The 25,569-nt window shown below is 39.2% G+C and carries 21 protein-coding genes; 11 read left to right on the top strand and 10 right to left on the bottom strand.

The features are described 5' to 3' along the window. Positions 1 to 43 precede the first annotated feature (43 nt). From Q0954_RS18115 to Q0954_RS18100, 4 genes are all read right to left on the bottom strand, one after another. Positions 44 to 436 carry a DUF983 domain-containing protein gene (locus Q0954_RS18115; RefSeq protein WP_299458970.1) on the bottom strand — a complete coding sequence of 131 codons (393 nt, stop codon included), beginning with the start codon at positions 434 to 436 and terminating at the stop codon, positions 44 to 46. Positions 437 to 527: 91 nt separating this feature from the next. After that, complete coding sequence (locus tag Q0954_RS18110) at positions 528 to 1,406, bottom strand: helix-turn-helix domain-containing protein (RefSeq protein ID WP_299458968.1); 879 nt, start codon at positions 1,404 to 1,406, stop codon at positions 528 to 530. Positions 1,407 to 1,427: 21 nt separating this feature from the next. Next, on the bottom strand, positions 1,428 to 2,060 hold the full coding sequence (locus Q0954_RS18105; RefSeq protein ID WP_299458965.1) for a hypothetical protein: 633 nt from the start codon (positions 2,058 to 2,060) through the stop codon (positions 1,428 to 1,430). Positions 2,061 to 2,067: 7 nt separating this feature from the next. Then, entirely contained in the window at positions 2,068 to 2,613 is a 546-nt protein-coding gene (locus tag Q0954_RS18100) for a hypothetical protein (RefSeq protein WP_299458963.1), read from the bottom strand. Between the two features lie 154 nt (positions 2,614 to 2,767). On the opposite strand from Q0954_RS18100, the gene gldG reads away from it, so the two are divergent. Together gldG and Q0954_RS18090 are read left to right on the top strand one after the other, a co-directional pair. Then, positions 2,768 to 4,504, top strand: a complete 1,737-nt coding sequence (gldG, locus tag Q0954_RS18095) for a gliding motility-associated ABC transporter substrate-binding protein GldG (RefSeq protein ID WP_299458961.1) — start codon at positions 2,768 to 2,770, stop codon at positions 4,502 to 4,504. Between the two features lie 209 nt (positions 4,505 to 4,713). Further along, positions 4,714 to 5,583: a thioredoxin family protein gene (locus tag Q0954_RS18090; protein WP_299458959.1), complete on the top strand. Its 870-nt coding sequence runs from the start codon at positions 4,714 to 4,716 to the stop codon at positions 5,581 to 5,583. A 56-nt stretch (positions 5,584 to 5,639) separates the two neighbouring features. On the opposite strand, the gene Q0954_RS18085 is transcribed toward Q0954_RS18090, so the two are convergent. Together Q0954_RS18085 and pbpC are read right to left on the bottom strand one after the other, a co-directional pair. After that, positions 5,640 to 7,907, bottom strand: a complete 2,268-nt coding sequence (locus tag Q0954_RS18085) for a leucine-rich repeat domain-containing protein (RefSeq protein WP_299458957.1) — start codon at positions 7,905 to 7,907, stop codon at positions 5,640 to 5,642. Between the two features lie 58 nt (positions 7,908 to 7,965). Then, entirely contained in the window at positions 7,966 to 10,332 is a 2,367-nt protein-coding gene (gene pbpC / locus Q0954_RS18080; RefSeq protein WP_299458955.1) for a penicillin-binding protein 1C, read from the bottom strand. A 441-nt stretch (positions 10,333 to 10,773) separates the two neighbouring features. On the opposite strand from pbpC, the gene Q0954_RS18075 reads away from it, so the two are divergent. Then, entirely contained in the window at positions 10,774 to 11,280 is a 507-nt protein-coding gene (locus Q0954_RS18075) for a hypothetical protein (RefSeq protein ID WP_299458953.1), read from the top strand. A 120-nt stretch (positions 11,281 to 11,400) separates the two neighbouring features. On the opposite strand, the gene Q0954_RS18070 is transcribed toward Q0954_RS18075, so the two are convergent. From Q0954_RS18070 to Q0954_RS18060, 3 genes are all read right to left on the bottom strand, one after another. Next, positions 11,401 to 12,588 carry a Na/Pi symporter gene (locus tag Q0954_RS18070; protein WP_299458951.1) on the bottom strand — a complete coding sequence of 396 codons (1,188 nt, stop codon included), beginning with the start codon at positions 12,586 to 12,588 and terminating at the stop codon, positions 11,401 to 11,403. A 284-nt stretch (positions 12,589 to 12,872) separates the two neighbouring features. Next, positions 12,873 to 14,078: a M20 family metallopeptidase gene (locus tag Q0954_RS18065; RefSeq protein ID WP_299458949.1), complete on the bottom strand. Its 1,206-nt coding sequence runs from the start codon at positions 14,076 to 14,078 to the stop codon at positions 12,873 to 12,875. A 42-nt stretch (positions 14,079 to 14,120) separates the two neighbouring features. Next, entirely contained in the window at positions 14,121 to 15,329 is a 1,209-nt protein-coding gene (locus Q0954_RS18060) for a M20 family metallopeptidase (protein ID WP_299458947.1), read from the bottom strand. Between the two features lie 181 nt (positions 15,330 to 15,510). Here Q0954_RS18060 and Q0954_RS18055 point away from each other — a divergent pair, with 181 nt between their 5' ends. The 3 genes from Q0954_RS18055 to Q0954_RS18045 all read left to right on the top strand — a co-directional run bounded on the left by Q0954_RS18055 (position 15,511) and on the right by Q0954_RS18045 (position 18,235). Next, positions 15,511 to 16,284 (top strand): DUF4197 domain-containing protein, encoded by a 774-nt coding sequence (locus tag Q0954_RS18055; protein WP_299458945.1) that lies wholly within the window; start codon positions 15,511 to 15,513, stop codon positions 16,282 to 16,284. Between the two features lie 204 nt (positions 16,285 to 16,488). Further along, the gene (locus Q0954_RS18050; protein ID WP_299458943.1) at positions 16,489 to 17,217 is read left to right on the top strand and encodes a DUF4197 domain-containing protein; all 729 of its coding nucleotides are present in this window, start codon (positions 16,489 to 16,491) and stop codon (positions 17,215 to 17,217) included. Between the two features lie 109 nt (positions 17,218 to 17,326). After that, positions 17,327 to 18,235: a hypothetical protein gene (locus Q0954_RS18045; protein ID WP_299458941.1), complete on the top strand. Its 909-nt coding sequence runs from the start codon at positions 17,327 to 17,329 to the stop codon at positions 18,233 to 18,235. A 52-nt stretch (positions 18,236 to 18,287) separates the two neighbouring features. On the opposite strand, the gene Q0954_RS18040 is transcribed toward Q0954_RS18045, so the two are convergent. Continuing rightward, positions 18,288 to 18,929, bottom strand: a complete 642-nt coding sequence (locus Q0954_RS18040) for a macro domain-containing protein (RefSeq protein WP_299458939.1) — start codon at positions 18,927 to 18,929, stop codon at positions 18,288 to 18,290. Between the two features lie 210 nt (positions 18,930 to 19,139). Between Q0954_RS18040 and rpsU the strand changes: the two genes are divergently transcribed. The 5 genes from rpsU to Q0954_RS18015 all read left to right on the top strand — a co-directional run bounded on the left by rpsU (position 19,140) and on the right by Q0954_RS18015 (position 25,326). Then, complete coding sequence (gene rpsU / locus Q0954_RS18035) at positions 19,140 to 19,337, top strand: 30S ribosomal protein S21 (protein ID WP_002698643.1); 198 nt, start codon at positions 19,140 to 19,142, stop codon at positions 19,335 to 19,337. Positions 19,338 to 19,517: 180 nt separating this feature from the next. Next, the gene (locus tag Q0954_RS18030; protein WP_299458935.1) at positions 19,518 to 20,408 is read left to right on the top strand and encodes a tyrosine-type recombinase/integrase; all 891 of its coding nucleotides are present in this window, start codon (positions 19,518 to 19,520) and stop codon (positions 20,406 to 20,408) included. A gap of 24 nt (positions 20,409 to 20,432) precedes the next feature. Further along, positions 20,433 to 20,735, top strand: a complete 303-nt coding sequence (gene raiA / locus Q0954_RS18025; protein WP_002698638.1) for a ribosome-associated translation inhibitor RaiA — start codon at positions 20,433 to 20,435, stop codon at positions 20,733 to 20,735. A gap of 460 nt (positions 20,736 to 21,195) precedes the next feature. Continuing rightward, complete coding sequence (locus Q0954_RS18020; protein ID WP_299458933.1) at positions 21,196 to 22,923, top strand: choice-of-anchor Q domain-containing protein; 1,728 nt, start codon at positions 21,196 to 21,198, stop codon at positions 22,921 to 22,923. 636 nt (positions 22,924 to 23,559) lie between these two features. Continuing rightward, the gene (locus Q0954_RS18015) at positions 23,560 to 25,326 is read left to right on the top strand and encodes a choice-of-anchor Q domain-containing protein (RefSeq protein ID WP_299458931.1); all 1,767 of its coding nucleotides are present in this window, start codon (positions 23,560 to 23,562) and stop codon (positions 25,324 to 25,326) included. Positions 25,327 to 25,569: the final 243 nt, after the last annotated feature.

The following is a 25,569-nucleotide window of genomic DNA, read 5'->3' as shown; positions in this document are numbered from 1 at the left end:
GGATGAAGGTATATCAATTGGCCTGATGTGATAATAAATATAATTAGTCTTGTGGTAGAGTGATGGATGTCTTTTTCTGGTATTTTTTTGCTGTACCAAACAAGTACAACCAGATCAACCGCGACAAGCGAAAGTTAATGGGGGTAAACAACACAATGCCAGCAATCATTGCCACCATGGCGGTCACATCTGATACGCCTGCCCCATAATATAACCCCATTGCCAACAAAAAAGCCACTGGAATCGCCAATGCATAGCTTACATACATGGCTCCTACATAAAACCCTGGTTCGGGTAAAAATGAACCCCCACAGTGTTCACACTTTTCGTGCATATCGCTAAACCTGGTGGGATGATAGAATTGTCGATGGGTAAAGATTTTGCCCTTTTGACAATGTGGGCAATCCCCTTTCACTAAATGTATTAACTTGTTCATAATGCACTCCTGTTTGTAATATTTATGGTTACAAAGTTAATCATACACTTGAGGCAATTGGCTGGACAAATGGCGGTTTTTGTGGTACAAATCAGACAGCTTTACGAAATTGATCGGGGGTAAGCCCTGTCACTTTTTTGAAAAAACGAGCAAAATACGCATTGTCAAAATACTCCAGGTGTGCCCCTATTTGGGCAATAGTTAGGTCAGAATGCACCAACAAACGCTTGGCTTCTAACACTACCCGATCCTGAATAAGCTCTGAGGTTGATTTATTAAGGGCAGTTTTGCACACATGGTTGAGCTGTTTTACCGAAAGGTGCATCATTTTGGCATAAGCCTGAACACTTTTTTCTTGTATGTAATGTTCATTGATGAGCGTTTCTAACTGCCTGATTTGGTGCATCAAGTGCCCGGAAACGTTGGCAGTAGTGTGTTGCTGATAAATACGCGAAAGCTTGACCAGCAAAATATTGAGGTAAGCCTGCAGTACTTCGTCTACTTGTTTGGCTTGTTGTCTAAACTCGGCATACATTTCTTCAAATATTTGAGAAACCATGGTCGTGTGCGAAACAGGTAGTTCTAACAGGGGTTGGTATTGGGTGGTATTAAAAAACGGAAAGTTGAACAACTTATGTTGTGCAAAGTCTTTGAGGTAAAACTCGGCACTAAAAAATACCACAAAGCCATCTATGTCTGCCGATAGCTCCCAGGAATGTACTTGAGCTGGTGACATAAAAAAAACCTGACCAGGCTGAATAGGATAAGTCACAAAATCGATGGTATGGGTGCCCGAACCTTGGGTAAAATACACCATAAAAAAGAAGTCGTGGCGGTGCGATTTACTAATAAAATCATAGTCGCGCACGTGCTCTTCAAACTTTTTGATGTAAAAATAAGGCAAATAGGGCTTGTCGTTCTTGAATTGTTCGATACACAGGACAGGTAGATTTTTTTTGGTGTTTTTCATAAAACTTGTTCTAAATTTATCTCACAATGCAGGCTCAAAGTTCCTATGGTCAAACCCAGCATCTTTCCATAAAAGATGGGCGTCTTCAAAAGCCTTGATTTGTAACAAAACCAAGGCTTGTAAGGCTTCTATAAGCGCAGTATCGCCAAAGGTTGTTTCATAATTGTCGAGCCCGTATGCCCCACCAAACCTATTGACCACTGTGGGCTTATGGGCAGCCGTTAATTGTCGGTTGAGCAGGGTATAGAAAAACGAGTAATTGGCATGAAACTCAGACTCAAAGTATTTGAAAAAACGCCCTACTTCATGTTTTCTGTTGATATGTACAGGCAACCCAGTCTCAGGGTCTTTATTTTTGCCCACAATTCTGACCAAATCGGCTTTTACCCGTTCTATATACTCTACCAGTTCATAGGTGTGGTTCAGCAATTTTTCAATGACAGGCAGTTGGGCTTTAGCCGGGTGGTTGGGATGTTGCTTTAGATTGTTTACAAACCACTTGTGCTCTTGGTGCCACCAATGGCTACGTTGTTGCAAAGTTTCAAGTATTTTTTGTTCCCGTGCCGGGTTCAAGGTTTTACCAGTCTTGTTACAACTACTAAGGCAAATAATACCTCCCAATATACAGACCATCCATCTGGAAAAATAGCTCATTGTTTCGTTAATAGCTCAACCGTTGACTTACCAGGTTGGCGTTAAACCATACATCATTTCTTAGTTGCTGCAACATCTGCAAGCATTGTATCAGGGGTGTCCCTTCAAAATAACGACTGTACAACTTTTCATCATACACCTTAAGATCGGGCACAGGTACCCCTTTTGCCTTCACTTTCAGAAACTCATAATACTGCCTCAGTGTTTGATTTAACTGCACCAGCTTAGGCTTGAGTATTTGGTGGGTTTGGGCTGTTTCATAAGCTTGTTTGGGTGCTTGGGTTTTGGTGTCTACTCCTTTGCCTGCCTTTTGCACCAATGTATCGTTTAGAGCTACCAATGCCTGGTCTATAGTGGTGGCTTTTTTTACAATTAATTGGTATACCTGCTCCAGTGAGTCAGGGGCTTGTCGGGTAAAATAGTGTACGTCCTGGCGTTGTTGTTGAGCAGCCTCCCGCAGAGTCTGATAAATAGCCACCTCTCGTTGATTCACCTTTTTAGTCTGGCAACTCCATAATAGCAGCCCCATAACAACACATAGTAGGGTTTTCATACAATAAGAATACTGTTTGACACAAATTTGTTAAAAAAAAAGGCAGTTTCTTAGGGCAAGATCAAAAAAGATTATATTTGTACAAATACAAAAAGGTGCTTGATCACGTTATCAAAAACACTTTATGTAAAAAATCATTGTTTGAGATTATTGTATGCGTTCAAAACATCTAATACAATTTGCTATAGGGTTGGCTATCATCCTGATACTGAACCTGGTTGCGGGACAATTTTTCTTCCGCCTGGACCTTACCGAAGAAAAACGGTACACCATTTCGTCTGCCACCAAAAAAGTTTTAAAAAACCTGCCCGATGAGGTGTCTATCAATGTGTACCTTGAGGGCGAGCTTCCCCCCGATTACAAACGCTTACAAACCGCTATTCGTGAAACACTCAATGAGTTTAAGATATATGCAGGCAATAAGCTCAAATACCGTTTTGTGAACCCGTTTGATTTTAGTGACCGCAAAAAAGGCAAGGCTTTTCTGGATAGCCTCGAAGTAAAAGGAGTGCGCCCTACCTCGATAGAGGCCAATAAAAAGGATGCCCGTACTGTAAAAGCAGTGTACCCAGGGGCATTGATTTTTTATAAAAAGTATGAAATGGGTACCATCCTGCTCAAAAACATTTATGAACACCGCAACCGCAACGCCATTGCAGAGCAACAAATGATTAAACAATCTATCGAAAACGTAGAGTTTAACCTAATATCGGCCATTCAAAATATTATAGGCAGTCGCAAAAAACGTATAGGCTTTCTTGAGGGGCACGGTGAGCTCAATCCTTTGCGGATAGCTGACCTTCAAAGTGCACTCAAACTTAAAAACTACCAAATATTCCGGGTAAACTTACCCTACAGTGAGATCATTGACTCTACCCTGGATGCCGTGGTATTGGCAAAGCCAGACAGTGCTTTTTCGCGGGTAGATAAGTACAAGCTAGACCAATATATTATGAATGGGGGCAAAGCCCTATTTTTTGTAGATGCCGTGGGAGTACATATGGACAGTGTAATGCGAGGCACTGGCTCTTTTACTTTTCCTTACAACCACAACCTTACCGACTTGTTGTTTAGGTATGGGGTGCGCCTCAACAGTGACTTGGTAATGGATTTACAAAGTAGCTCTATTCCCATGAATATAGGCAACATGGGCAATCGTCCTAACTTTCAACCAGTGCGCTGGACTTACCAACCTTTTATCAATCAGTTTGGCAAACACCTCACTACTAAAAACATAGGAATGGTAGAGCTAAAAATGGCCAGCACTATAGACACGGTAAAAGCAAATGGGATAAAAAAAACGCCCTTATTGCTTACCTCTAAATACTCGAAGACACGAAAAACTCCTGCCTTAATAGTGTACAACGAGGCACAAAAAAAACCTGACCCAAGCCAGTATACCCAAAAACATTTGCCTGTGGCATATATGCTCGAGGGTAGCTTTAAGTCTATGTTTGCCGGACAGCCCGTGCCTACCAAATACCCTTATCGGGAAAAACACAAAAAACTAAAAAAAGACCAAAGTATACCTACCCAGGTGTTTGTATGTAGTGATGGTGACTTTGTTCGCAATGGAGCGCGTATTGAACCCAAACGCAAACGAGTGGTTCCGACTCAATTGGGGATAGGCTATATAGGAAAAAATAAGGTATTCTTCGAAAACCGCGACTTTGTTGTCAATGTAATAGAGTATATGGTCAATGAGAGTAATCTAATTGAGGCCAAAAACAGAGAAATCACTTTACGCCCACTAGACAAGCTAAGAATAGAACAAGATGGTACTAAATGGCAATGGTTCAATATGTTGGTGCCTCCTTTGTTGATCATATTGTTTGGTTTGGTTTGGTTTCAAGTCCGCAAACGAACTTTTGCCCGCACCAAAAAACATTAACAAAATGTTATTAACCGCCCTTACCTAAACTTTAGGTCTTGAAAGTAGGTTTACCAAAGTAAACATATAGTTTGACAGTAGTCACACTTTTGTACTTCATGTACACGTTTTCCTTCAAAGAATTATTATTTACATTCAATAAAGTGTTAAAAAAAAGCCAAATGCTCAAAACCTGGGATCTGGTTGCATACTTTTAATTCAATTCTATTATGAAAAAAACTGTTCAACACTCACTCTTATTAGTCATTGCTCTGGTTGCTTTCAGCCAGTTGGCTACAGCCAAAACTCCAGTGGAGGATAAGCAAGGTATTCAATTCTTTAAAGGTAGTTGGGACGAAGCCTTGGCAAAAGCCAAAAAGACAAAAAAATTGCTCTTTATAGATGCTTACGCCACTTGGTGTGGCCCCTGCAAAATGATGGACAAGCAGGTGTTTGTAAAAAAGAATGTAGGAGAATATTATAATACCAATTTTATCCCGGTAAAAATTAACGTGGAATCTGAAACAGGGCGTCCCATTGCGTCTAAATACAAAGTGACCGCCATGCCTACTTACTTGTTTGTAGATGGCGAGGGTAAACTTGTATACAAAAAACTAGGGTACATGAAACCTGCCGAATTTATTGAAGTAGGTAAAAGTGCTTTGGAGATTCCTGCCTTACACGAAAAATTTGCCAAAGGAGACCGTAGCAAGGAGTTTTTAAATAAATACCTTGCAGCTGTAGATAATGCTGAGGCAAGCGTAGCGAAAAATTACTTCAAGAAAGTAACAGATAAAGAGTTGTTGTATGACAAAAATGTGTTCAAAATTATGACTTCCTATACCCGCGACCCTGAGTCAAGAGAGTTTAAGTATTTTCTTGCGCACACCCAAGACTTTAAAGATGAATATGGCGATCGTGCCCTCAATGTAGCAGTAGGTATACTAGACAATTTATATGCACAATCGTTTCAACAAAAAGATGCCAAAACTTTAAAGCAATTATTTAGTGTTTTGCGTAAGCTTGACCCAATCATGCCCAAAACCAAGTCAGAAAAAATCATCGAAAAGCTGCAAAAGCAATTTGATAAGAAAAAGTAAGCATTACTTTTAAAAAAAAGCAACTAACTGTGCAGTTAGTTGCTTTTTTTATGTGCTTACACCAACACATTGGTGTGCTTTCTAAATAATTTCTGTAAGTTTTTCTTTCCTATGGCTGTAATGGGATTGTTGTTCAAATATAAAGTTCTAAGCCCTACCAACTGATGCAGGTTTTCGGGCAAAACAGCCATTTGGTTATTTTTCAATGCCAGGTACTGAAGCTCCTGCCACCCCTCTACTCTTATACTTTTCAATTGATTATCATTGAGTAATAATTTTTTTAGTTTTTGACATTGCCTCATGCTTGTGGGCAAGTCAGTCAGTGCATTCCCCTGTAAGTCTAACAAAACTAAATTACTCAAATCTCCTATATCACTGGGCAATGCTTTGAGTTGATTGTGTGCCAATACCAACTGGTGCAATTGGCTGCTACGGGTAAAGTTTACAGGCAAAGTTTCTAGTTGATTGTGCGCAGCTGTCAATATTTTTAAAAACGGCAACTGATCTAAACCTTTAGGCAATTCCTCCAGCTGATTATGATCTACTTTCAACACCCGGAGGTTTTTCAACCGATGAATCGCTGCAGGTAAAGCCCTCAGCTGATTATTGTTCAGGTAAAGCTCTTGTAAATTTTCGAGTTGGGTAATGCTTGTTGGCAGCTCAGTAAGCTGATTATGGCTTAGGTCGAGTGTTACCAAGTGCAGCAAATTACCAATTTCTTCTGGTACCTGAGTCAATTGGTTTTTAGCCAAATGTAAGCTTGCCAGGTGCGTACCCAGTTTTCCTATGGAAGCAGGCAATACTCGTATACAGTTTTCACTCGCGTTTAGGTTACGTAAATTGGTTGCCTTTCCTACATTGGAGGGAATGACAGCTACTTGATTGTTTCTAATATTTACCCCCTGAAGCTTGGGCAAATCAAACAAAGCCTCAGGTATATGGTCAAACCGATTATGATTAAGATTGATTACTTCTAAGTTTCGCCACCGCCCAATATTCTTTGGCAACACACCGAGTTTGTTCCTCTTTAACAACAAATACCTCAAGTTTACCAACTGCGTCATGCTTTCGGGCAGTTGAGTAAGTTGATTATTGTTGACATACAACATGGTCAAGCAATTAAGTTGTCCCAGCTGTTCGGGCAAACTTGTCAAGTAATTGTTATTCAAAAACAAGTTGCCCAAGGTGCTTATCTCTGCAATGCTCTCAGGCAAACTACCTAGTTGATTATGTTCTGCATTGAACGATGTCAAATGAGCAAGCGTACCTATATTAATAGGCAATGTTTTTATCTGATTGTTTTTAATATGAAGCACTGCTAGCTGCTTACAAGCTGTTAGGCTATTGGGCAGTCTGCTGAGCAGGTTATTACTTACATCCAACGTTTTTAGCCGGGTAAGTTGCCCTAAACTATCAGGCAATGCCCTTATTTCATTATTTGCTACATTTAACTGATCTAAACTCAGGCATTGTCCTAGTATATTGGGCAAAGTTGTCAATAGAGCACCCGATACCTCTAAATACTTTATTTCTGGCAACTTACCAAGGCTGGCAGGCAGTTGGGTCAGCCTGGCCGAAGCAATCCTTAACTCTTCTAAATTTACCAAGTTACTAATACTCTCATCAATATTTGGCAAAGCACAATGGTATACCTGTAGTTTTTTTAAGGATGTAATGCGTGAGATTACTTTTGGGAACTCATCCAACGAGCAATTGTTCAAGTAAAGCGTTTCCAGATACCTTAGTTGGTCAAGCTGGTCGGGCAGGTGAAGTTTTATATTTTTATTAATGGTCAACTCTTTAAGATTGGTAAACACTGCCAACCCATCCAAAGAATGAGCATATACACTATTATGGTATTGATTGTATAACCTTAGATAGACACAATTCTGAAAAGATGGGATATTTTGAGTAGCTAAGTTGTGTTCTAAACAAAAGTTAGCGTATTCTATCAGCTTTACAGGAGAGGGTTCAGGAGCAGCATTGCTCAGCAGCAATTCAATGCATAGTTGTAAGTTAAGAGGGATTGTTTGATGAAAAGTAGTGAGCATAATTAACTCATGATTGGCGCTGGCATGTTGGAAACGAATTTGAAAGTGAAGGTTATGCTCTACTTTCTTCGCTGGTACCTTATTCACAATCAATTGCCACAGCTCATGAGTCAGGCTTTTATCATAAGCATTACTCAAGCGAATATACAATAAAACCGCCCACAAGTCTTCGTCTAGGGTATAAGAGTAGAGCAACTGAACAGCCAGTAACACATTGGCAGGGTCATCGCTCAACAAAAGTTTTTGTAGATTATTCTTTTCTTGTGCATCCATTGCTGATCATAGTTATACAGTCACGCTTACCCTCTTTTCAATAATAAAGCCACTAAAGCTACTCATATAAAACCCTGATACTGATACTGGAACTTTTGCCCTGATCGTCGCTGCATGATACCTTGATCATGCCACGTGTAGGCTTAAAAAACACCTGATCGTTGGGGCTTGCTGCCTTATAAAATTGATCGTTGATGTACCAATACACAGTTTTCACCTCATTATGGGCTATACAAGTCAACATTAGCTCAGGAGGATCGTCACGGTCTACAATATACTCTTTATTTGTCGACAAAGAATTGATGACTGGTGCAGGATGTTCGAACACCCTGGTACACCTTGGGTTATGTGGGGGTATTTTGCGGTAGGCAATACCTTCCATATTATAAAAAGCCACCATTTCAGGGGCAAGATTTGGATAAAGCGCCGTTTTAAATTTACCTTCGGTTCGGCAAGTCACACAGTAAGACTCTTTACCATTGGGCGATACAAAAACCTTTTTCAAATGGTCACACTTTTGCGTAGAAGACACCAACGGCAAGTAATAGTCTATGACTTGACTTTCGCAAAAACTATTAGGCGGTAAACCTGTTTCGGCACATACCCAACGTACCTTTAAGTCTTTGGGGGCTTTAAACCATTCTTTTTTAGAGTTATAGTCAATAGCGTTGAACACTTGAAACAATAAAGGGGTAGCTACCTCTGCTCCTACTAGACTTTTGACTCCATTGCCCGAAAAATTACCCACCCACACCCCTACAGTATATGCTGCATTATAACCTATGCTCCAAGCATCGCGCCGTCCATAAGAGGTGCCTGTTTTCCAGGCTACTTTCGGAATACGAATAGTATTTTCAAACGATGAAGGCAGGTCAGGGCGATTGGCTTTGGTCAGATTTTCGGTAATTACATAGGCAGCAGCAGGGCTAATCAACTTTCGGTTGGTGGTAATTGTATCATTTTTGAGATAACGTAAGTTAGTATAACGTCCAGCATTGCTATATACCGAAAACAAATTGGTGAGTTCTTCCAGTGTAACCCCACACCCCCCTAAAATCATAGAATACCCCAGTTTTTTCTCGTCTTTTACCACTTGTTCAAACCGCGCCTCACGCAATTTATTGATAAAATAGTGTACCCCTATCATCTGAAGGGCTTTTACAGCCGGAATGTTGAGCGAGTTTGCCAAAGAAGTTTCTATATTGACTATACCATTAAATTTTTTGTAAAAATTTTCGGGGCTATACCCGTTCAAATTAATGGGTACATCGGCCACTGTAGACTTAGGGGTGAGTTTACCCTGATCAAAACCCAAGGCATACACCAAAGGCTTGAGTGTACTCCCTGGCGAACGTACAGCTCTTACTCCGTCTACCTGCCCCGCATGTTTTTTATCATAAAAAAACGGGGAACCTAAATAAGCTTCTACTTGCTTGGTGTGGTTGTTTATTACTAACACCGAGGCATTGTAAATACCCTTTACCTTAAGGCGACGTACATAGTTTGCTACCAGTTGTTGTATTTTATCTTGTTTAGATTTGTCAATAGTAGTTCGAATGATCGATTCGGTAGGGTAACGGCTACGCAAGCGGTACGCCAAGTGTTGGGCTTCGTGAGGGGCTTCGCTTCTTGTAGCCTGAAGCTGCTCTTCCAACGCTGCTTTGATAAACCTTGGCTCATAGATATTGGCCTTGCCAAAACGCTTAAGCCATTTGTTGCGGGCTTTGACTATAGCTTCGTTGGTGCGTCCTATTACCCAGGAAGTAGGACGGTTAGGTATGATTGCCAAAGCAGTGATTTGGGCAAGGCTCAGTTGGTGGGGCATTCGCCCAAAATACAATAAGGAAGCTGCCTTTACCCCTTCTATATTGCCCCCATAAGGTACCAGGTTGAGGTATATTTGCAATATTTCATCTTTTGAATATTTCCACTCCAACTGCAACGCCCGAAACATCTCAATCACTTTGTTGGCATAAGTACGTTTTTTGGGCGAGAGCAATCGGGCTACCTGCATCGTAATGGTAGACGCTCCCGATGTTTTACGCCCTTGTAATACATTATTAAGCAATGCCCTGCTTATGGCTATAGGATTTACCCCCCAATGGTTATAAAAATATTTATCTTCTTTGTATACAATGGCTTTTTTGAGCTTAGGAATAATTTCATCAAGCTCGGTTTTCATTCGCCACTTATCGTCAGAGGTTAAAAACGCATGCAATACCTGATCGTTCTTTGCCAGCATCAATTGAGAGTACTCTATTTTTACGCGCAAAGGGAATATCCAACTCAGAATAAAAAACAACACAATGGCACCCATTAATCCAAGTAACGGCAACCTTATCAGGCGATACTTCCAACAACGCTTGATCAGTTTTATCAGACGAAATGACCTATTTGTGTGGTTTTCACCAGAGTTTTTTATCATTTTTTTGTAAAAAATAGCATTTGTGTAATTAAAAACGGCTTTATTTTTTTCTTACCCAAACAAACGACGGACTGTAGGGCTACAGTATATACCCAAGCAAAGAATTAAAAGCAAATAAATCACTGTATATCAATCACTTACTGAAAATAGAATGTTTCAAAAAGCTTTTGTATTTTTTTTACCTGTTCAGCAATTTATTTTGTTTTTTCCAGCTTCAAATTCAGGGCAAATAAACACATCAAATTTTGAAAAGCATTTTTTTAGTACAAATTCTTACTTGCCTTTCGAGGCAACAATAAAACGAAATTTTCTGCTTTCTATTTAAACCCATAACTTTGTAATGTTCCTTGAAGGAAAAATGTACATTCAAAAGGAAAATATTCAACCAAGCACTGATCAAACAGAAATTATACGAACTTACAAAAATGATGGCCTAAAAAAATGATAGAAAAAAATAATACCAAGTCGTATTGGATTACCTGTATAACTTTGTTACTGGCAGGCAATTTTTACTCAATACAAGCACAAAATAAAGCAAGAAAGTATCAGTCGGCTTATAACCGAAATTATCAGGAATTTGATACAGTACAAGACTATCAGGGGCAAACCCACTTTGTACTCCATTTGTTGGTAAGCCTTGACAAAACCACTACTCAGGTAACACTAAGCCAGAGCATAGATGGAAAGAAATGGGAAGAAATAAAAAACCAGCGTATTCAGAAAGGATATAAAGCATCTTTGCAAAATGTACCACTCACTTTTGAGTTAAGTACCACCAAAGAATTGCTAAAAAATATAAATAAACAGGTGTATTTTAAGGTAACTCCTTCCAACCAAAAAGGCGAAAAATCTCAAGCCTGCGGAGTTGCTCAAATAAGTAAACAAAAGTTATTAAAGCTACAGGAAGACGCCAATGCGGCGAATCACTTAGCGAAAAAACACAAATAGTGTGGATTTGATTTGTTTTTTTAAGTTTAGAGATTGTTTAATTTTTGATTGATTCATTGTGGGGATGTACGTTGTACATCCCTACTCTATTTTATACCCTTCTCAATTTCTCCTTACAAATTATTGACTTCCCTTATTTTTTTGTACCTCCTTTGCCTTTATTATAGAAGGTGTTTTTGATGAGGTGTTTTGCTTTATCGCAGATTTTTGTGAGAAGAAAATCAGAAAAAAGGGAATAATAAAAAAGGTAAGAATAATGTAAGCAAAACCATACAAACGATTACTTAAAGTAGCATTACCCAAACGTCGGGCAAACCACAAGGGTAGATTGCGCAATGGAGTAGCTGGAAAAAACAACAAGACCCCAATAATGTTGAACAAAATATGGGTAAAGGCAATGCTTAGGGCTGTTTCAGATTTAGAAAAAGCCGCCACCAGTGCTGTAAAGGTTGTTCCTAAATTAGCCCCCATAATAAAGGGAAATACCCTTCTTAACGACAGCTTATTGGTAGCTACCATGGGCACAATCAAGGTAGACACTACCGAGCTAGACTGCATAATGCCAGTGATGACAGTACCTGACAGTAATGCTTTGAATGGATGCCCAAACAGGCTTTGTTCCAATACCTTAGAAGTTTGCTTTTCCCACTTAGGTTTAAGCAAATAAGAAATCGTACGTATTGCCACAAACAACAATACTGAACCTGTGATAAGCGTAATGAAACTATTGTTGCCAAGAAAACTATTGATACTTTGGGTAATGGGGGTAAACAAACGCCCCAACGGATTTGGAATGTGATGATGGTCGCCTGGGGCTCCTCCTTGAATAGCCGCCGATAGAGTACGGGCGAGTGATGACAACACCCCAAAATAATACTCAAGAGGAAAAAGTATGAGGGTAGTAAAAATATTGAAAAAATCGTGTAAAGTAGCCGCAGCAATTGCTTTTCGAAACTCTTTTCGCTGGCTTACATGGCTTACCGATGCCAGGGTACTGGTTACTGTTGTTCCAATGTTTGCCCCCATGACAATAAACACGGCGCTTTCCAGGCTCAAAGTATTTGCTGCCACTGCTACCACAGTTAATGAGGTGATGGTAGAACTACTTTGGATAATAGCTGTTGCCAATAACCCAATAAACAAGTTGATAAAAGGGTTAGAAGTGGCCACAATGATTTGCTCTACATAACGCTGCCCCAATAAATCAAACGCCAATATTAATAGTTGCAAAGCCAGCAAAAAAGTAAAAATAAGCCCTAGCAATTGTACTATTAAAACACCTGACTTCTCTTGGTTAATTCGACCCATACTTGTTTTTACTACAGTAATGTTTAACTTGCATTGCAGGACATTCCCCTGTTTTGCAATACCAGATAATCTATGCTGCTTTTTTTGAGTAGCATTTTGAAGCTGCGAAATTATACAAAAAAGTAATGACTCTGTAAATTATTGTATGAAGATAAAGGTTACTTTTTGTAAGCGCTTGCTTCAAAATCATTATTTGCTCCTTGCCATCCACTTTATACAAGCCCCTACACCAATTCCCCTGACAAGCTCTTCATATTTATCAGGGGGATGCATTTATTTTTTAATTAACCTTTTAATTCGTTGAGCGCTAACCAACTCATCAGCCCTGCTCCTATTTCCAAAGCATCTTCGTCTATGTCAAAAGTAGGTGTGTGTACTGACGAGACGATACCTTTGGCTTCATTACGCGTACCTAAACGATAAAAACAAGCGTCTACTTCTTGAGAGTAATAAGCAAAATCTTCAGCTGCCATCCATAAGTCAAGGTTCACTACATTCTCTTTCCCCATATATGTTTCGGCTGCCTGGCGCATACGTTGGGTAAGCGCAGGATGGTTTTTGAGGTGTGGGTAACCTACGTGAATGTCAAAATCACAAGTAGCCCCCATTGCCTCAGCAATGCCTTCACCCATTTTTTTCATTCGTTTATGTGCTTCTGCCCTCCAAGCCTCATCATAGGTTCTAAAAGTTCCTGCTATCTTTACCACATCAGGTATTATATTGGTAGCTCCTTTGGCTTCTACTTTCCCAAACGACAGTACAGAAGGCATTTTAGGGTCACAATTGCGACTAATAATTTGCTGCAAGGCCACCATTATGTGCGAACTGATCAACACTGGATCTATAATTTTCTCAGGCATTGCTCCGTGCCCACCTTTCCCTTTTACAGTAATATAAATTTCATCGGCGCTCGCCATGTACAACCCCTCTCTGAAACCAATGGTACCTACTGGCAAAAATGGCATCACATGTTGCCCTATAATGCTTTTTGGGGCTGGTGTATGCTTCAAAGCCTTGAGTACTCCATCTTTGATCATTAAAGATGCCCCACCAGGGATTTTTTCTTCTCCCGGCTGAAAAATCAACTTCAACGTTCCCTCAAAACTGTCCGTCATTTCGCTCAAAATGCGTGCAGTACCCAGCAAAGAGGAGGTGTGTACATCATGCCCACAAGCATGCATTACCCCTTCATTGGTGGACTTGTAAGGAACATCATTTGCTTCTGTAATAGGCAAAGCATCCATATCAGCCCGCAAAGCTACCGTTTTACTTTCGGGGTTTTTGCCTTCTATCAATACAGTAAGCCCAGTATTCGCCACTTTTTCTTGTGGGGTAAGTCCAAACGATTTCAGGCGATTGGCCACATATTCTGCGGTTTTGTATTCTTCAAAAGAAAGTTCTGGGTTGGCATGAATATGCCTACGGTCAGTCAGAATATCTTCTGCATATTTTTTGGCTAGTTCTTTTACTCTAGGTTTCAACTCTTCCATAACGGTTTCTCTGTATTTTTATACCAATGTTCTGTGTTTATCTTATAATTGTTTCAACTCGCACAACCCCATCCATGTCATCAACCCTACTCCAATCTCCACTGCGCCTTCATCTATGTCAAAGCGGGGGGTGTGCAAACCATCCGTAATATTTTTCGCCTCATTTTTCACACCTAAGGTATAAAAACAAGCATCTATATGATGAGAGTAAAAAGCAAAGTCTTCGCTTCCCATAATTACATTGGGCAACAACTCCACTTTATCTTTACCCAAAAATTCTTGTGCATATACCATAGATCGTTCTGTAAAATCAATGGCATTATTTAGATAAGGGTAACCTATTTCTATTTCTATCTCACAATCTCCTCCCATCCCTTGTGCAGTGGCTTTCGCCAAACGAACGATATTTTCATGGGCTTTTTTTCTCCATTCTTCGTCAAACGTTCTGAATGTACCTTCAATTTTTACCTCTGCCGGGATAATATTAGTAGACCCCTCCCCTACTATTTTACCAAAAGACAACACAGCTGGAATATGAGGCGGAATATTTCTACTAACAATTTGTTGTAAACTCACTACTATTTGTGAAGCAATCAATATTGTGTCTACTACTTCATGAGGAGTACCAGCATGCCCTCCAGCACCCTTTACAGTAATATATATATCGTCGCAACTCGCCAGTACAGGTCCAGGCTTGAACCCTACTTTGCCCACTTCTATAAAGGGGGCTACATGTTGAGCGTATATGCTGCGTGGCGCAGCCTTATTTAAGTTTGCCTTAAGCACATTTTCTTTAATCATCAAGGAAGCTCCTCCTGGACTCATCTCTTCGCCAGGTTGAAATATAAGCTTAAAAGTTCCTTCGAAATGTCCCCTCAAATCATTTAAAATTCTTGCCGTACCCAACAATGACGAGGTATGTACATCATGCCCGCAGGCATGCATCACGCCCTCATTGGTTGACTTATAAGGTACATCATTCTGTTCCACAATAGGCAAGGCATCCATATCAGCACGCAAAGCTACCGTTTTACTTTCAGGTTTTTTGCCTTCTATCAATGCAGTAATTCCTGTACCAGCAATATTTTCAATGGGAGTAAGCCCTATAGACTTTAGCTTGTTTGCTACAAATTTAGCGGTGTTGTGCTCCTGGAAGGATAACTCAGGATGAGCGTGTAAATACCTTCGATCACTCAGTACCTCGTTTGAATACTTTTGCGCAAGTTCTTTTACTTTGTCCTTTAAGTTCATAACAACACTATTATTTTAATACAAAGATAGAGTTTGTTTCAATAAAGCTTCGTTTTTTCTGATAATCTCATAACCTATGTATAGTAAATTCAATATGTAAGGAGGTTGGATACTTCATTGAATAATTTTAACTTACCCCACATTTATTTGTTCAAGATATTAAAATCTAACTCCTGATAAAATGAAAACTTTACGTCAATACTTCTGGGGATTAATTCTATTAATTCCTTTTGTACAAGGGTGTGATACATTGACCAATGTAGCCAATACAATCAATAAAAGTGGGGCTATAGCCAAACCCCTGACTGAAGGGCAAATTGCTTCAGGTTTGAAGGAGGCGCTGAGTGTAGGCATTAGTAATGGAGTAAAACAGCTCATGCAAAAGGACGGATACTTTGGCAGTAGTATACTAAAAATACTCTTACCAAAAGAAGTAAAAGAAGCTCAAAACCTGATTACGAAGCATGTACCCAACGGGCAAAACTTATTAGATAACCTGGTACTGAAAATGAATCGGGCTGCTGAAGATGCAGCTAACGAGGCTACTCCTATTTTTAAAGATGCAATTACTGGTATGAGTATCAATGATGCCAAGGGTATTTTGTTTGGCAGCGATAGTGCAGCTACTTCTTACTTAAAAAGCAAGACCCAAGCTAGGTTAACCTCTGCTTATGCGCCTAAAATTAACAGCTCATTGGGAAAAGTAGGTGCTACTCAAGCTTGGAAAGCACTAGCCGACCCATACAACAAGTTTGCAAACTCTACTGTAGGTAAGTTTATTCAAGGGGTAAAACCTATCAATGCCGACTTAGGTAGTTACGTTACAAATAGAGCACTTTCTGGTTTATTTTATAAAGTAAAACAAGAAGAAGGTAAGATCAGGGATAATCCGGTAGCACGTGTAACAAGCTTATTACAGCGAGTATTTGGAGAACTAGACAAAAAAAAGAATTAAACACTAGACGCTTTTCACCAAGAGAGGCAAAAGCCAGGGTTTACTGAGGTAAATTCTGGCTTTTTGTATATGGCACCTATTGCTTACCCGGTGTTTTCACGCCATTGTTCTAAAAACAACCAACCTCTCTTTGGCAAGTTCGTTAACAACAATATTATAAACTTTGAAGATTCCTCATTTTCTTTTATAAAGATAGTACAACTCATGAAAAAGATTTTCACCTTTATTTTTCTTCTTGGACTTGCCCCCTTGTTTAGCTCCTGCGATATGCTACAAAAAGCTGCCGAACCAGGAGTTTCAGATGATGATATTGCCCTTGGATTAAAATCTGCTTTAGATGTGGGCATTGGAAACGGGGTACAAGAGCTAATTAAAACTGATGGGTATTTTGCCAACCAAGCAATCAAAATCTTATTACCAGATGAGGTTCAAAATGCTACCAGCTTTATAAAAACAGCTGTTCCTGGTTCTGAAACTTTGCTTACCGAAGTAGTACTTAAAATGAATAGAGCAGCCGAGGATGCCGCCAACGAAGCCGCTCCTATATTCAAAGATGCCATTACTGGCATGACCTTTACTGATGCTCGTAATATCTTATTTGGCGCCGACAATGCTGCTACCAGCTTTCTTAAAACAGGTACCTTCACTCAATTACAAGGCCTATACGCACCAAAAATCAATAATTCGCTTAGCAAAGTAGGGCTGACTCAATTATGGTCAGAGATTGCTACTCCTTATAACCAATACGCCAGCAACCCTTTGGTACAAGTACTAGGTGCTAAGCCTATTCCTGCCGATTTGGGCACTTATGTGACAGGAAAAGCCTTAGACGGTTTATTTTTTAAAGTAGAAGGGGAAGAAACAAAAATACGTAAAAACGTAACAGCAAGAGTTAATGACTTGCTCCAGAGGGTATTTGGTTTGTTAGACTAAGCACCTCTCAGGTCAAAATATTAAAAGGAGTGTTGGTAGAATGGCGTTGCTATAAACTACCACACTCCTTTTGTCGTTTATTTACCACTATATGTAACCATTGATACTTATGAAAAAACAGATTCTTTTGTCATTACTCATCTTTATGCCTTGGTTAAGCCAGGCACAATACAACCGTTGTGGTGTACTCATTCCTTCTCAAAAGTCTATCAACAAAGTTAAAGAAAAACAATCCTCGATTAACAGTTTTATTTCGATAGATGAGGCAGCCAACTACATCAAACGTATTGTAAGCCAAGTACCCGATTGGCAGCAAAATTTTGTATTGCAAGAACGTAATGGAATTAATAATGCGTATGCACACATGCACAATGGCAGACGGTTTATCACTTATGATAACTTATTTGTAGAGGCACTTGACTATCAAACAGGTACAAAGTGGGCTTCTGTAAGTGTGCTTGCTCATGAGGTAGGGCACCACTATTTTGACCATGTACTTGACCGGGAAGGCAGTACCCATTCTAAAGAGTTGGAAGCGGACTATTTTTCGGGCTATGTATTGGCCAAGATGGGAGCAAGTATCGCCCAGGCAAAAGCAGCTATGGCAAAACTTGCCAACCCTTATGGCTCACACTCTCACCCTCCACGCAACCAACGTTTAGCGGCTATAGAAAAGGGCTACAACACAATCAAGCCACGAAAAGTAAAACCACGCAAAAAAAGCAATCCATACAGTGGTAATTTTTATACTCAGCAAAGTGATGTACGCTATGTAAATGTACAGCCCAGGTCGAACAAAGTAGTGCAAGCCACTTGGTTTTTTAACAATGGGCAAAAAGTAAGTGAAAACTTGCACTATTCACGCACCACCTCTAGAGGTGCAAAGGTGTATTACAACAATTACATGCAAAATACCCGACGGGTTGAGTTATATTTTTTTAGAGATGGACGGGTACGTGAAAAAGACATTGATCTAAAAAAACGTCGATATACCTGGTTCAACTTTAGTCGCCACTAATTTATACTTGTATTACAAAACATTGCCGTATTGCAGATATGGCAATGTTTTCTTATGAACCTTGTTGCAAATCCTTGAAATCTTGCCCATACAACGCTTGGTGCCGTTGACTTGCTTCTACCCAACTTTTAGGAAATTCAACCTTACCAAAACATACCTCTTCGATGGCTTGTCTTACTTGAGCAGCACAAGTGCCAAAACTCACTTGTCCTACTCCTGTACCCAGTCCGGGAAACGCCACCCTTTTGATTACATCGGCAATCGGTTGTCCATCAGGAAAACTGCCATTCAATATTAATAACAACACAGCTCTGGCTGCAAGGTAAGGGTTTACCGAATTGTTGAGTACCATAGGCACCCGCATGGTAGGTGCTGCTATCAAATAAGGAATTTGTTGGTTTTGAGTGAGTACAATATCTGCATTGCCTACCAACAGCTCTCCATGGTGTTTCTCTCGAATCAATTGCTGCAAACGCTCCTGTAACTGTTCTCCAAAATATCGGGTATACAATGCATCTATCCCTCCATCCATAAACCCAAAACTATTGGCAGGGCTCACTATAGCCTCACAGTTGACATTGAGAATAGAGCCTTGCACTATTTCTACGTTTTTCAAGTCACCACATATTTGTTCCCAGGCATACGCCAAACCAGGCTCTATTGCCGTTAAAATTATTGTTGGAGGTACTTTCATGACGCTACTTATTTAAGTAATAGTTGATTTTCCCAAAGCTCAATATCTCTAAAACAGTTTATAAATGACGTTTTTTCATAAAAAAAACAATTCTCTTGTAATTTAGCCCACATAATACTGAAAGACTATTGAGGAATAAATAGTTTTTTTATATCTTTGCGCCTCTATTTTGGAGATTCACCCAAAACAACCATTTTATATAATTTTAGTATGATTATTATCAACGTTAAAGAAAACGAATCTATCGACAAGGCGTTAAAACGCTTTAAAAAGAAATTTGAACGCACAGGTGTTCTTAAGGAAATCAGAAAACGCAGCTATTTTGAAAAAGGTTCTGTTGCTCGTCGCAATGAAGTTTTGCGTGCTCGTTACCGTCAACACATGGCTGATAAGGAAAATAATTCTTAGTAATTTCCTTGCTAGTCTAAAATTTTATTGTTATGTTTATGTTAAGTCGCCTACATTGTTCCTAATGTGATATTTTTGGGATGATGTAGGTTTTTCTTAACTAATTTCCGAAGGGGGTTTATGACCTATATTTTATAATAGAGTCATCGAAAGATTTCGCAGGGATAACAATAGATTTGTATGATAAAATCCTTTTTGAAGCATATATTAGCTAAAAGATATAGCCAAAATACTATTACTTCTTACAATCACGATCTCCAGCAATTTTCTACCTATCTTCAGGAAATACACCGGCTAGAAGAGCCTGAACACGCCGACCATAACATGATTAGATCATGGGTGCTGCAACTCACTGAAGAGAAAGCCAACGTCACCTCTATCAATAGAAAAATTGCCACCCTCAAATCATTTTACAAATACTTACAAAATCAAGGATTTATTAAGAAAAATCCTGCACAACGCCTCAAACCAATGAAAGTGCCCAAAAAAGCACCTGTTTTTGTGGAAGAGGAAAAAATGCTGCAGTTACTCAATACAGTACAATACCCCGCAGGTATTGAAGGTTTGCGAGACAAGTTTACTATAGAAATCCTCTATGGTACAGGCATGCGTCTTTCTGAGCTGATTAACCTGCAAATTCAACATGTTGACTTTCAAAAATTAAAGATTAGAATACCAGAAAAAAATAATCTAAAAAAAGAGAAAGAGAGAAACATTTCTGTAGCCAAACCGTTGCTTGAACTTTTGCAGCAATATGAAAAAAGTAAGCAACAAACTTATGGCAAACTAGTACATAACCACGTATTGGTTACAGACGAGGGTAAGCAGGCTTACCCTATGTTAATTTATCGTACTGTAAAAAAGTATCTTCAATTGATTACTGATCAGGAAAAAAAGAGTCCACATGTACTGAGGCACTCTTTTGCTACGCATCTGCTAAACAAAGGGGCTGATTTACATGAAGTAAAGGATATGCTTGGGCATACTACATTAAGTACTACTCAGGCATACTCCCATAATTCGCTTGATCAAATTAAAGAAATATTTAATCAAGCACACCCTAAAGCATAGGTTTAACAATTAAACAAATAGCTTATGAAACTACAATTTCATTCCGTACATTTCAATGCGGACCCCAAGCTCACAGAATTTATAGAGCAAAAAGCCAACAAACTGGAAACTTTTTACGACCGAATTATAGACGGTGAAGTATTTCTTAGACTGGAAAAAAACGAACACCGTTATGATAATAAAGTAATAGAGATAAAACTGAATATTCCCGGAACTATTCTATTTACTAAAGAACACGCTACATCATTCGAAGCAGCTACCGATCAGGCAGTTGAAAGCCTTAGAAGACAGTTGAAAAAACACAAAGAGAAAAAGCTCAACTATTAATCGGTATAAAATTTTACCAAGAAACCCGTTTTTATCAAACGGGTTTTTTTGTTGCCCCTCCCCTACCTGAACCATTCTACTAAAACACCCATAAACAAACTATTCCCCCCCCCTTACCTTGTCTTAATACCATGCATCATCTACCAATGCAATGATTAAGCATCGTTTAGCCTCCTAAAGTTCATAAATCCATAAATGAATCGTAAATTCACATTTAGAGTATGTTTAAAAATCATAATCTGGGCTAAAAAAGTGTCCCCGAATACAAGTTCGGGACTTACAGTTTTTACGCGCTGACTTCGTTAATTTTTGCGTCAATAGCTAAAGCTATTCACTTAAAAATATATCTCGCCAGCACAAAAAACTCATCATTTTTAACTCCGAAGACAAAATTTAAACATACTCTTATATCTACTCACAATCAGCTTCCACTATATTTTACTTTACAACCCCAGGTTTCATGTATTACTACAAGGTTTCAAAACATCTATTACTGATTATAATTTTATCTATTATCAACTACAGCGCGTCGCTGGGTCAAAACTGTGGCTGTACCCTTACTTTTAAAACCAATAATCCAAGAGGAATAAATATTCTCGATGGACGCAAGGCACCTTATAACCGGCTGCGTGTAGGGGGCACTTTATGTATTCCAGCGGGCAACTATCAAGAGTTGAGGTTTGTAAACTTCAGGGGGAGCAAAGGTAGACCTATTACTATCAAAAACTGTGGTGGAAAAGTAACAACCAACAACGGTATTACAGTATTAAGAAGTCGTTACCTTAAGATTTCGGGAGCTGGACACTTTTCGGTAAAATATGGGATAAAAATCAACCGGGCTAAAGGTACAGGACTAGATATCAAAGGTTTGTCGTCGGATGTAGAGATAGAAAATATAGAGGTGCAAAATACCGGATTTGCCGGAATTATGGCAAAAACTGACCCTCAATGCAACAAGCCTAAGACCTGGCGTAGAAACTTTACCTTTTATAACCTAAAAATACACGATTGTTATATTCATGACACCCACGGTGAAGGAATGTATATAGGGTATACCGGAGGATATGAAAAATCTAACCGTCGTTGTGGAGGACGTCAAATATTTGGGCATTTATTTAAATCAGTACGCATTTATGATAATATCATTGTGCGCACAGGTTGGGATGGTTTTCAGCTAAATCTTGCGGTACAAGATGTAAGGGTTTACCGTAACACAGTGATAGGGTATGGTACACAAAAAAGGGCTCATCAAAACTTTGGCTGGTCGCTAGGTGGTGGTACTAAAGGAAGGTTTTACTCGAACTTTATTTATCAACTTAACTCCTTTAAAAGTCGAGCACGTAACCCTTACCAACTCAAAGGCTCAGGAATTCAGATTATTTCTAACGGAGATACTTTCTTTTACAACAATGTGATTGTAAACTCTGAACGCCACGCTATTTTCATTCATAATCGTTTGTCTAGTCGAATGCTCAATTTTAAGGAAGGCTACTACTTCCTGAACAATACCTTGGTAGGATCACGTTTGTCAAGCATATTTTATAATTCGGCATCTACTCACCAAAAAGACGAAAAGCTGAACTGGAAACGAATATTTTTCAATAACTTAGTGGTTGCCCCACGTGCTACCCACCATAAAACCCGCACCTGGAAAGGAATGAGCGAAAATTACATAGATTTCAACAGTAAGTCTATGCGAGACAATGCCAAAGCCAGCATACAAAAAAATATATTGATAGCAAGTGCCCAACAAGCGAGATTTGCCAGCGCCAACAACTTGGTCATTGACGCCAACAATTACCGTTTGACAAAGGGTGCTCAGGGTATTAATGCTGGGCGTGGCAATACTCGTAGTTTTGGGTTTAGTACTGACTTTAACGGGGTAAGCCGAGGTACAGGAGGCAAACCTGATGCAGGGGCATTTGAGTACAGCGAACGCAACCAGGCAAAAGTGTTTATTTTTGCCAACAAAGCAGGAAATAGAGTAAGCTTTAAATGTAATTTTAGGCTATCGGGTAAAGGATTTATCAAGATAGAAAGAATAGGTGGACAGCAAGTACACCAGTTGTTCAGTGGTTATCTAAGGGCTGGGCAACGTGTTTTTAATTGGAATAATGCCCGCCGGGGGTTTTATAGAATTAATATTAAAATAGGAAACTATGCTACGAGTAAGTTTATTATGATCTAACGTTACACAATTTCTTTTTAGGGTGTGTGGGGTTCTACTGTTTAGGGCTATAGAAACCTGCTTCATTTGCTTTTTATACACAGCCTGTTGAGGAACGGTTTAAAGGTAAGCCTGAAACTCTACTATTTACCCCAATAATAGGGTTTATCAATATAAACTCGATGAACTAATCTTTCTAATTATTCGCTTTCGTACACAACCAGACACACATCTTACCTTTACTATCATCGTTAAAAAACGATTTAGATAGCCATATATCACAATTAGAGCTCCTTGTAATGCACTCTGCCAAAAAAAAGCACATCTCTAAGTATTTAAGGGTGTTTTTAAGAACAAGTTGCTCTTATATTCGTTATTTTGGTTGAAAACACATTGCTTGCAGAATTAACAACCTAAAACTATACTTAAGTATCCTAATCACAAAAGAACTGTTTTGCGCCTGATGAATTTTATATTAAACCTCTTCTTTTTTTGTGCATTTATCACAAAAAAATTGCCTGCATTTTAATTACATATTGCTGCACCAAAAATAGTGAAACTATCACCAGATAGCATTGTTATGTGTTTTGTTAAGCAATATTGAGGTATAGAATATGACATAAGGTGGTTTGGCAGTTCTTGCATCAAGAAAACGTCATGTTTCACATACAGAATGTTCAACGTCTTTTTTTCCTTTCACTTTTCTCTCTATTTTGTTTACAAGCTACCCTTGCACAAGACTGTGGTTGTGACTTTACGTTCAAGCCCAGTGATGTTGTCAATGGTTTTAGTCAAATAGACGGTACTCAACCTCCTTATGACAAAATACGCCAAGGGAACACCTTGTGCATTGAGGCTGGGGTATACAACGGGCTTCGGATTATTAATATAACAGGAGGCAATGGCGCACCAGTAATTATTAAAAATTGTGGGGGGCAAGTAGTGACAAATAATGGAATTCAAATATTAGCCAGCCGTTATGTTAAGTTATCTGGTGCAGGCGATGCTTCGGTAAAATATGGTTTTAAAGTACAAAAAGCGGTAGGTACAGGGGTTGATATCAAGGGTTTATCTACCAATATAGAAGTAGAAAATGTAGAGGTACAAAACACTGGGTTTGCTGGAATTATGGCAAAAACTGACCCTGAATGCAACAAAGCTGAAACCTGGCGCCCTAACTTTACGCTGCAAGACCTTAAAATACACGATTGCTATATTCACGATACCGAAGGCGAAGGAATGTATATTGGTCATACTGGTGGGTATGAAAATACCAACAAATACTGCAGTGGTAAACCTATGTATGCCCACTTGCTAAAATCGGTGCATATTTATAACAACCTGATAGAAAGGGCAGGTTGGGATGGCATACAAATCAACCTTGCTGTACAAGATACCAGGGTCTACAACAACACAGTGATAGGCTATGGAACTGAAAAAGAGCTGTTCCAAAACTTTGGCTTTTCGATTGGTGGCGGCACCAAAGGCAGGTTTTACGCCAACTTTATTTACCAACTCAGCGCCTACAAAAATAACTCTAATGATCCCAATCAACTCAAGGGCTCAGGAGTGCAAATCATTTCTAATCAAGATACCTTCTTTTATAACAACATCATTGTCAATTCGGAACGACACGGCATTTTTGCTCACAACCGTTTGTCAAGGCATAGGCTTGATTTCAGAGAGGGCTATTATTTTATCAATAACACCATTATTGGAGCAGGAGTATCAGGTATTTTTTACAACTCTTCTTCTGCCTTACAACAAGACGAAAAAGCTGATTGGCGCCGGATTTTTTACAACAACTTGATTGTGGCACCCAACATCAAATATGAAAAAGAATCGTTCTGGAAGGGGTTTGATGAAAACTATATAGATTTTAATTCTAAAGAGTTACGTGATGCTGCTAAAGAATTTATCAAAAACAATATTTTTGCTCCTACTATAAGTGAGGTAAATTTTGCCAATGCCAAAAACCCAGAAGCCAACGCCAACAATTTTAAACTAATGGAGGGATCTAAAGCAATAGATGCAGGTTTGGACGCAGCTAAAAGCTTTGGAGTCAACGCTGATTTTAGTGGTTTTAACCGCCCCAATAGTGCCACTTTTGACATAGGGGCATTTGAATATCGTAAAGATGATCCAGTAGGTTTATCGCCCGAAAATACTGCCACTATCACTACCTTGTACCCCAATCCTTCACAAGGCAGCATCCATTTGCAACTCAATGTGCCACAGGCTGCTTATGGGGTAGTGCAGGTGATGAGTATAGAAGGGAAAAAAATTGCTCAGGTGTTCAAAGGTAAGCTATTGCCAGGCAAGCAAATCTTTACCTGGAATAATGCTCAACAACACAAGGGCATGTATATTTTACACGTGGTTACAGACAAACAACATGTAAGTAAACCTTTTGTAGTGAGGTAAACCTGTTTTCAAAGAAACCACTGCTTACTCCTTAGTAAGCAGTTTTTTTGTGCCATTTTTTCTCTTTAAGATTACCCATCTTTGATAAATAGTCTATCTATGAGCATATAAAAGTCGAAAAGGTTATTCAAAAAACAGGCTTTGCAGAGTTGTATAAACTATATTTATCTGAAAACTCTACAGATTAGGAAAGAGTTATAAATGTTTTAAATTTAGGGTCAAAAATGCCTAGTTTACCTGCTT

The organism is uncultured Microscilla sp., assembly GCF_947493425.1.
Taxonomy (GTDB): domain Bacteria; phylum Bacteroidota; class Bacteroidia; order Cytophagales; family Microscillaceae; genus Microscilla.
Note: the sequence above shows the minus strand (reverse complement) of the source record. Positions and strands in the feature narration are given on the sequence as shown.

Coding starts and splice junctions, on each gene's coding strand:
- Q0954_RS18115 (WP_299458970.1), bottom strand. CDS start 436: ATGAACAAGTTAATACATTTAGTGAAAGGGGATTGCCCACATTGTCAA.
- Q0954_RS18050 (WP_299458943.1), top strand. CDS start 16,489: ATGAAAAAGATTTTCACCTTTATTTTTCTTCTTGGACTTGCCCCCTTG.
- Q0954_RS18015 (WP_299458931.1), top strand. CDS start 23,560: ATGTTTCACATACAGAATGTTCAACGTCTTTTTTTCCTTTCACTTTTC.
- Q0954_RS18040 (WP_299458939.1), bottom strand. CDS start 18,929: ATGAAAGTACCTCCAACAATAATTTTAACGGCAATAGAGCCTGGTTTG.
- Q0954_RS18090 (WP_299458959.1), top strand. CDS start 4,714: ATGAAAAAAACTGTTCAACACTCACTCTTATTAGTCATTGCTCTGGTT.
- Q0954_RS18065 (WP_299458949.1), bottom strand. CDS start 14,078: ATGGAAGAGTTGAAACCTAGAGTAAAAGAACTAGCCAAAAAATATGCA.
- Q0954_RS18030 (WP_299458935.1), top strand. CDS start 19,518: ATGATAAAATCCTTTTTGAAGCATATATTAGCTAAAAGATATAGCCAA.
- raiA (WP_002698638.1), top strand. CDS start 20,433: ATGAAACTACAATTTCATTCCGTACATTTCAATGCGGACCCCAAGCTC.
- Q0954_RS18105 (WP_299458965.1), bottom strand. CDS start 2,060: ATGAGCTATTTTTCCAGATGGATGGTCTGTATATTGGGAGGTATTATT.
- pbpC (WP_299458955.1), bottom strand. CDS start 10,332: ATGATAAAAAACTCTGGTGAAAACCACACAAATAGGTCATTTCGTCTG.
- Q0954_RS18085 (WP_299458957.1), bottom strand. CDS start 7,907: ATGGATGCACAAGAAAAGAATAATCTACAAAAACTTTTGTTGAGCGAT.
- rpsU (WP_002698643.1), top strand. CDS start 19,140: ATGATTATTATCAACGTTAAAGAAAACGAATCTATCGACAAGGCGTTA.
- gldG (WP_299458961.1), top strand. CDS start 2,768: ATGCGTTCAAAACATCTAATACAATTTGCTATAGGGTTGGCTATCATC.
- Q0954_RS18070 (WP_299458951.1), bottom strand. CDS start 12,588: ATGGGTCGAATTAACCAAGAGAAGTCAGGTGTTTTAATAGTACAATTG.
- Q0954_RS18110 (WP_299458968.1), bottom strand. CDS start 1,406: ATGAAAAACACCAAAAAAAATCTACCTGTCCTGTGTATCGAACAATTC.
- Q0954_RS18060 (WP_299458947.1), bottom strand. CDS start 15,329: ATGAACTTAAAGGACAAAGTAAAAGAACTTGCGCAAAAGTATTCAAAC.
- Q0954_RS18075 (WP_299458953.1), top strand. CDS start 10,774: ATGATAGAAAAAAATAATACCAAGTCGTATTGGATTACCTGTATAACT.
- Q0954_RS18045 (WP_299458941.1), top strand. CDS start 17,327: ATGAAAAAACAGATTCTTTTGTCATTACTCATCTTTATGCCTTGGTTA.
- Q0954_RS18020 (WP_299458933.1), top strand. CDS start 21,196: ATGTATTACTACAAGGTTTCAAAACATCTATTACTGATTATAATTTTA.
- Q0954_RS18055 (WP_299458945.1), top strand. CDS start 15,511: ATGAAAACTTTACGTCAATACTTCTGGGGATTAATTCTATTAATTCCT.
- Q0954_RS18100 (WP_299458963.1), bottom strand. CDS start 2,613: ATGAAAACCCTACTATGTGTTGTTATGGGGCTGCTATTATGGAGTTGC.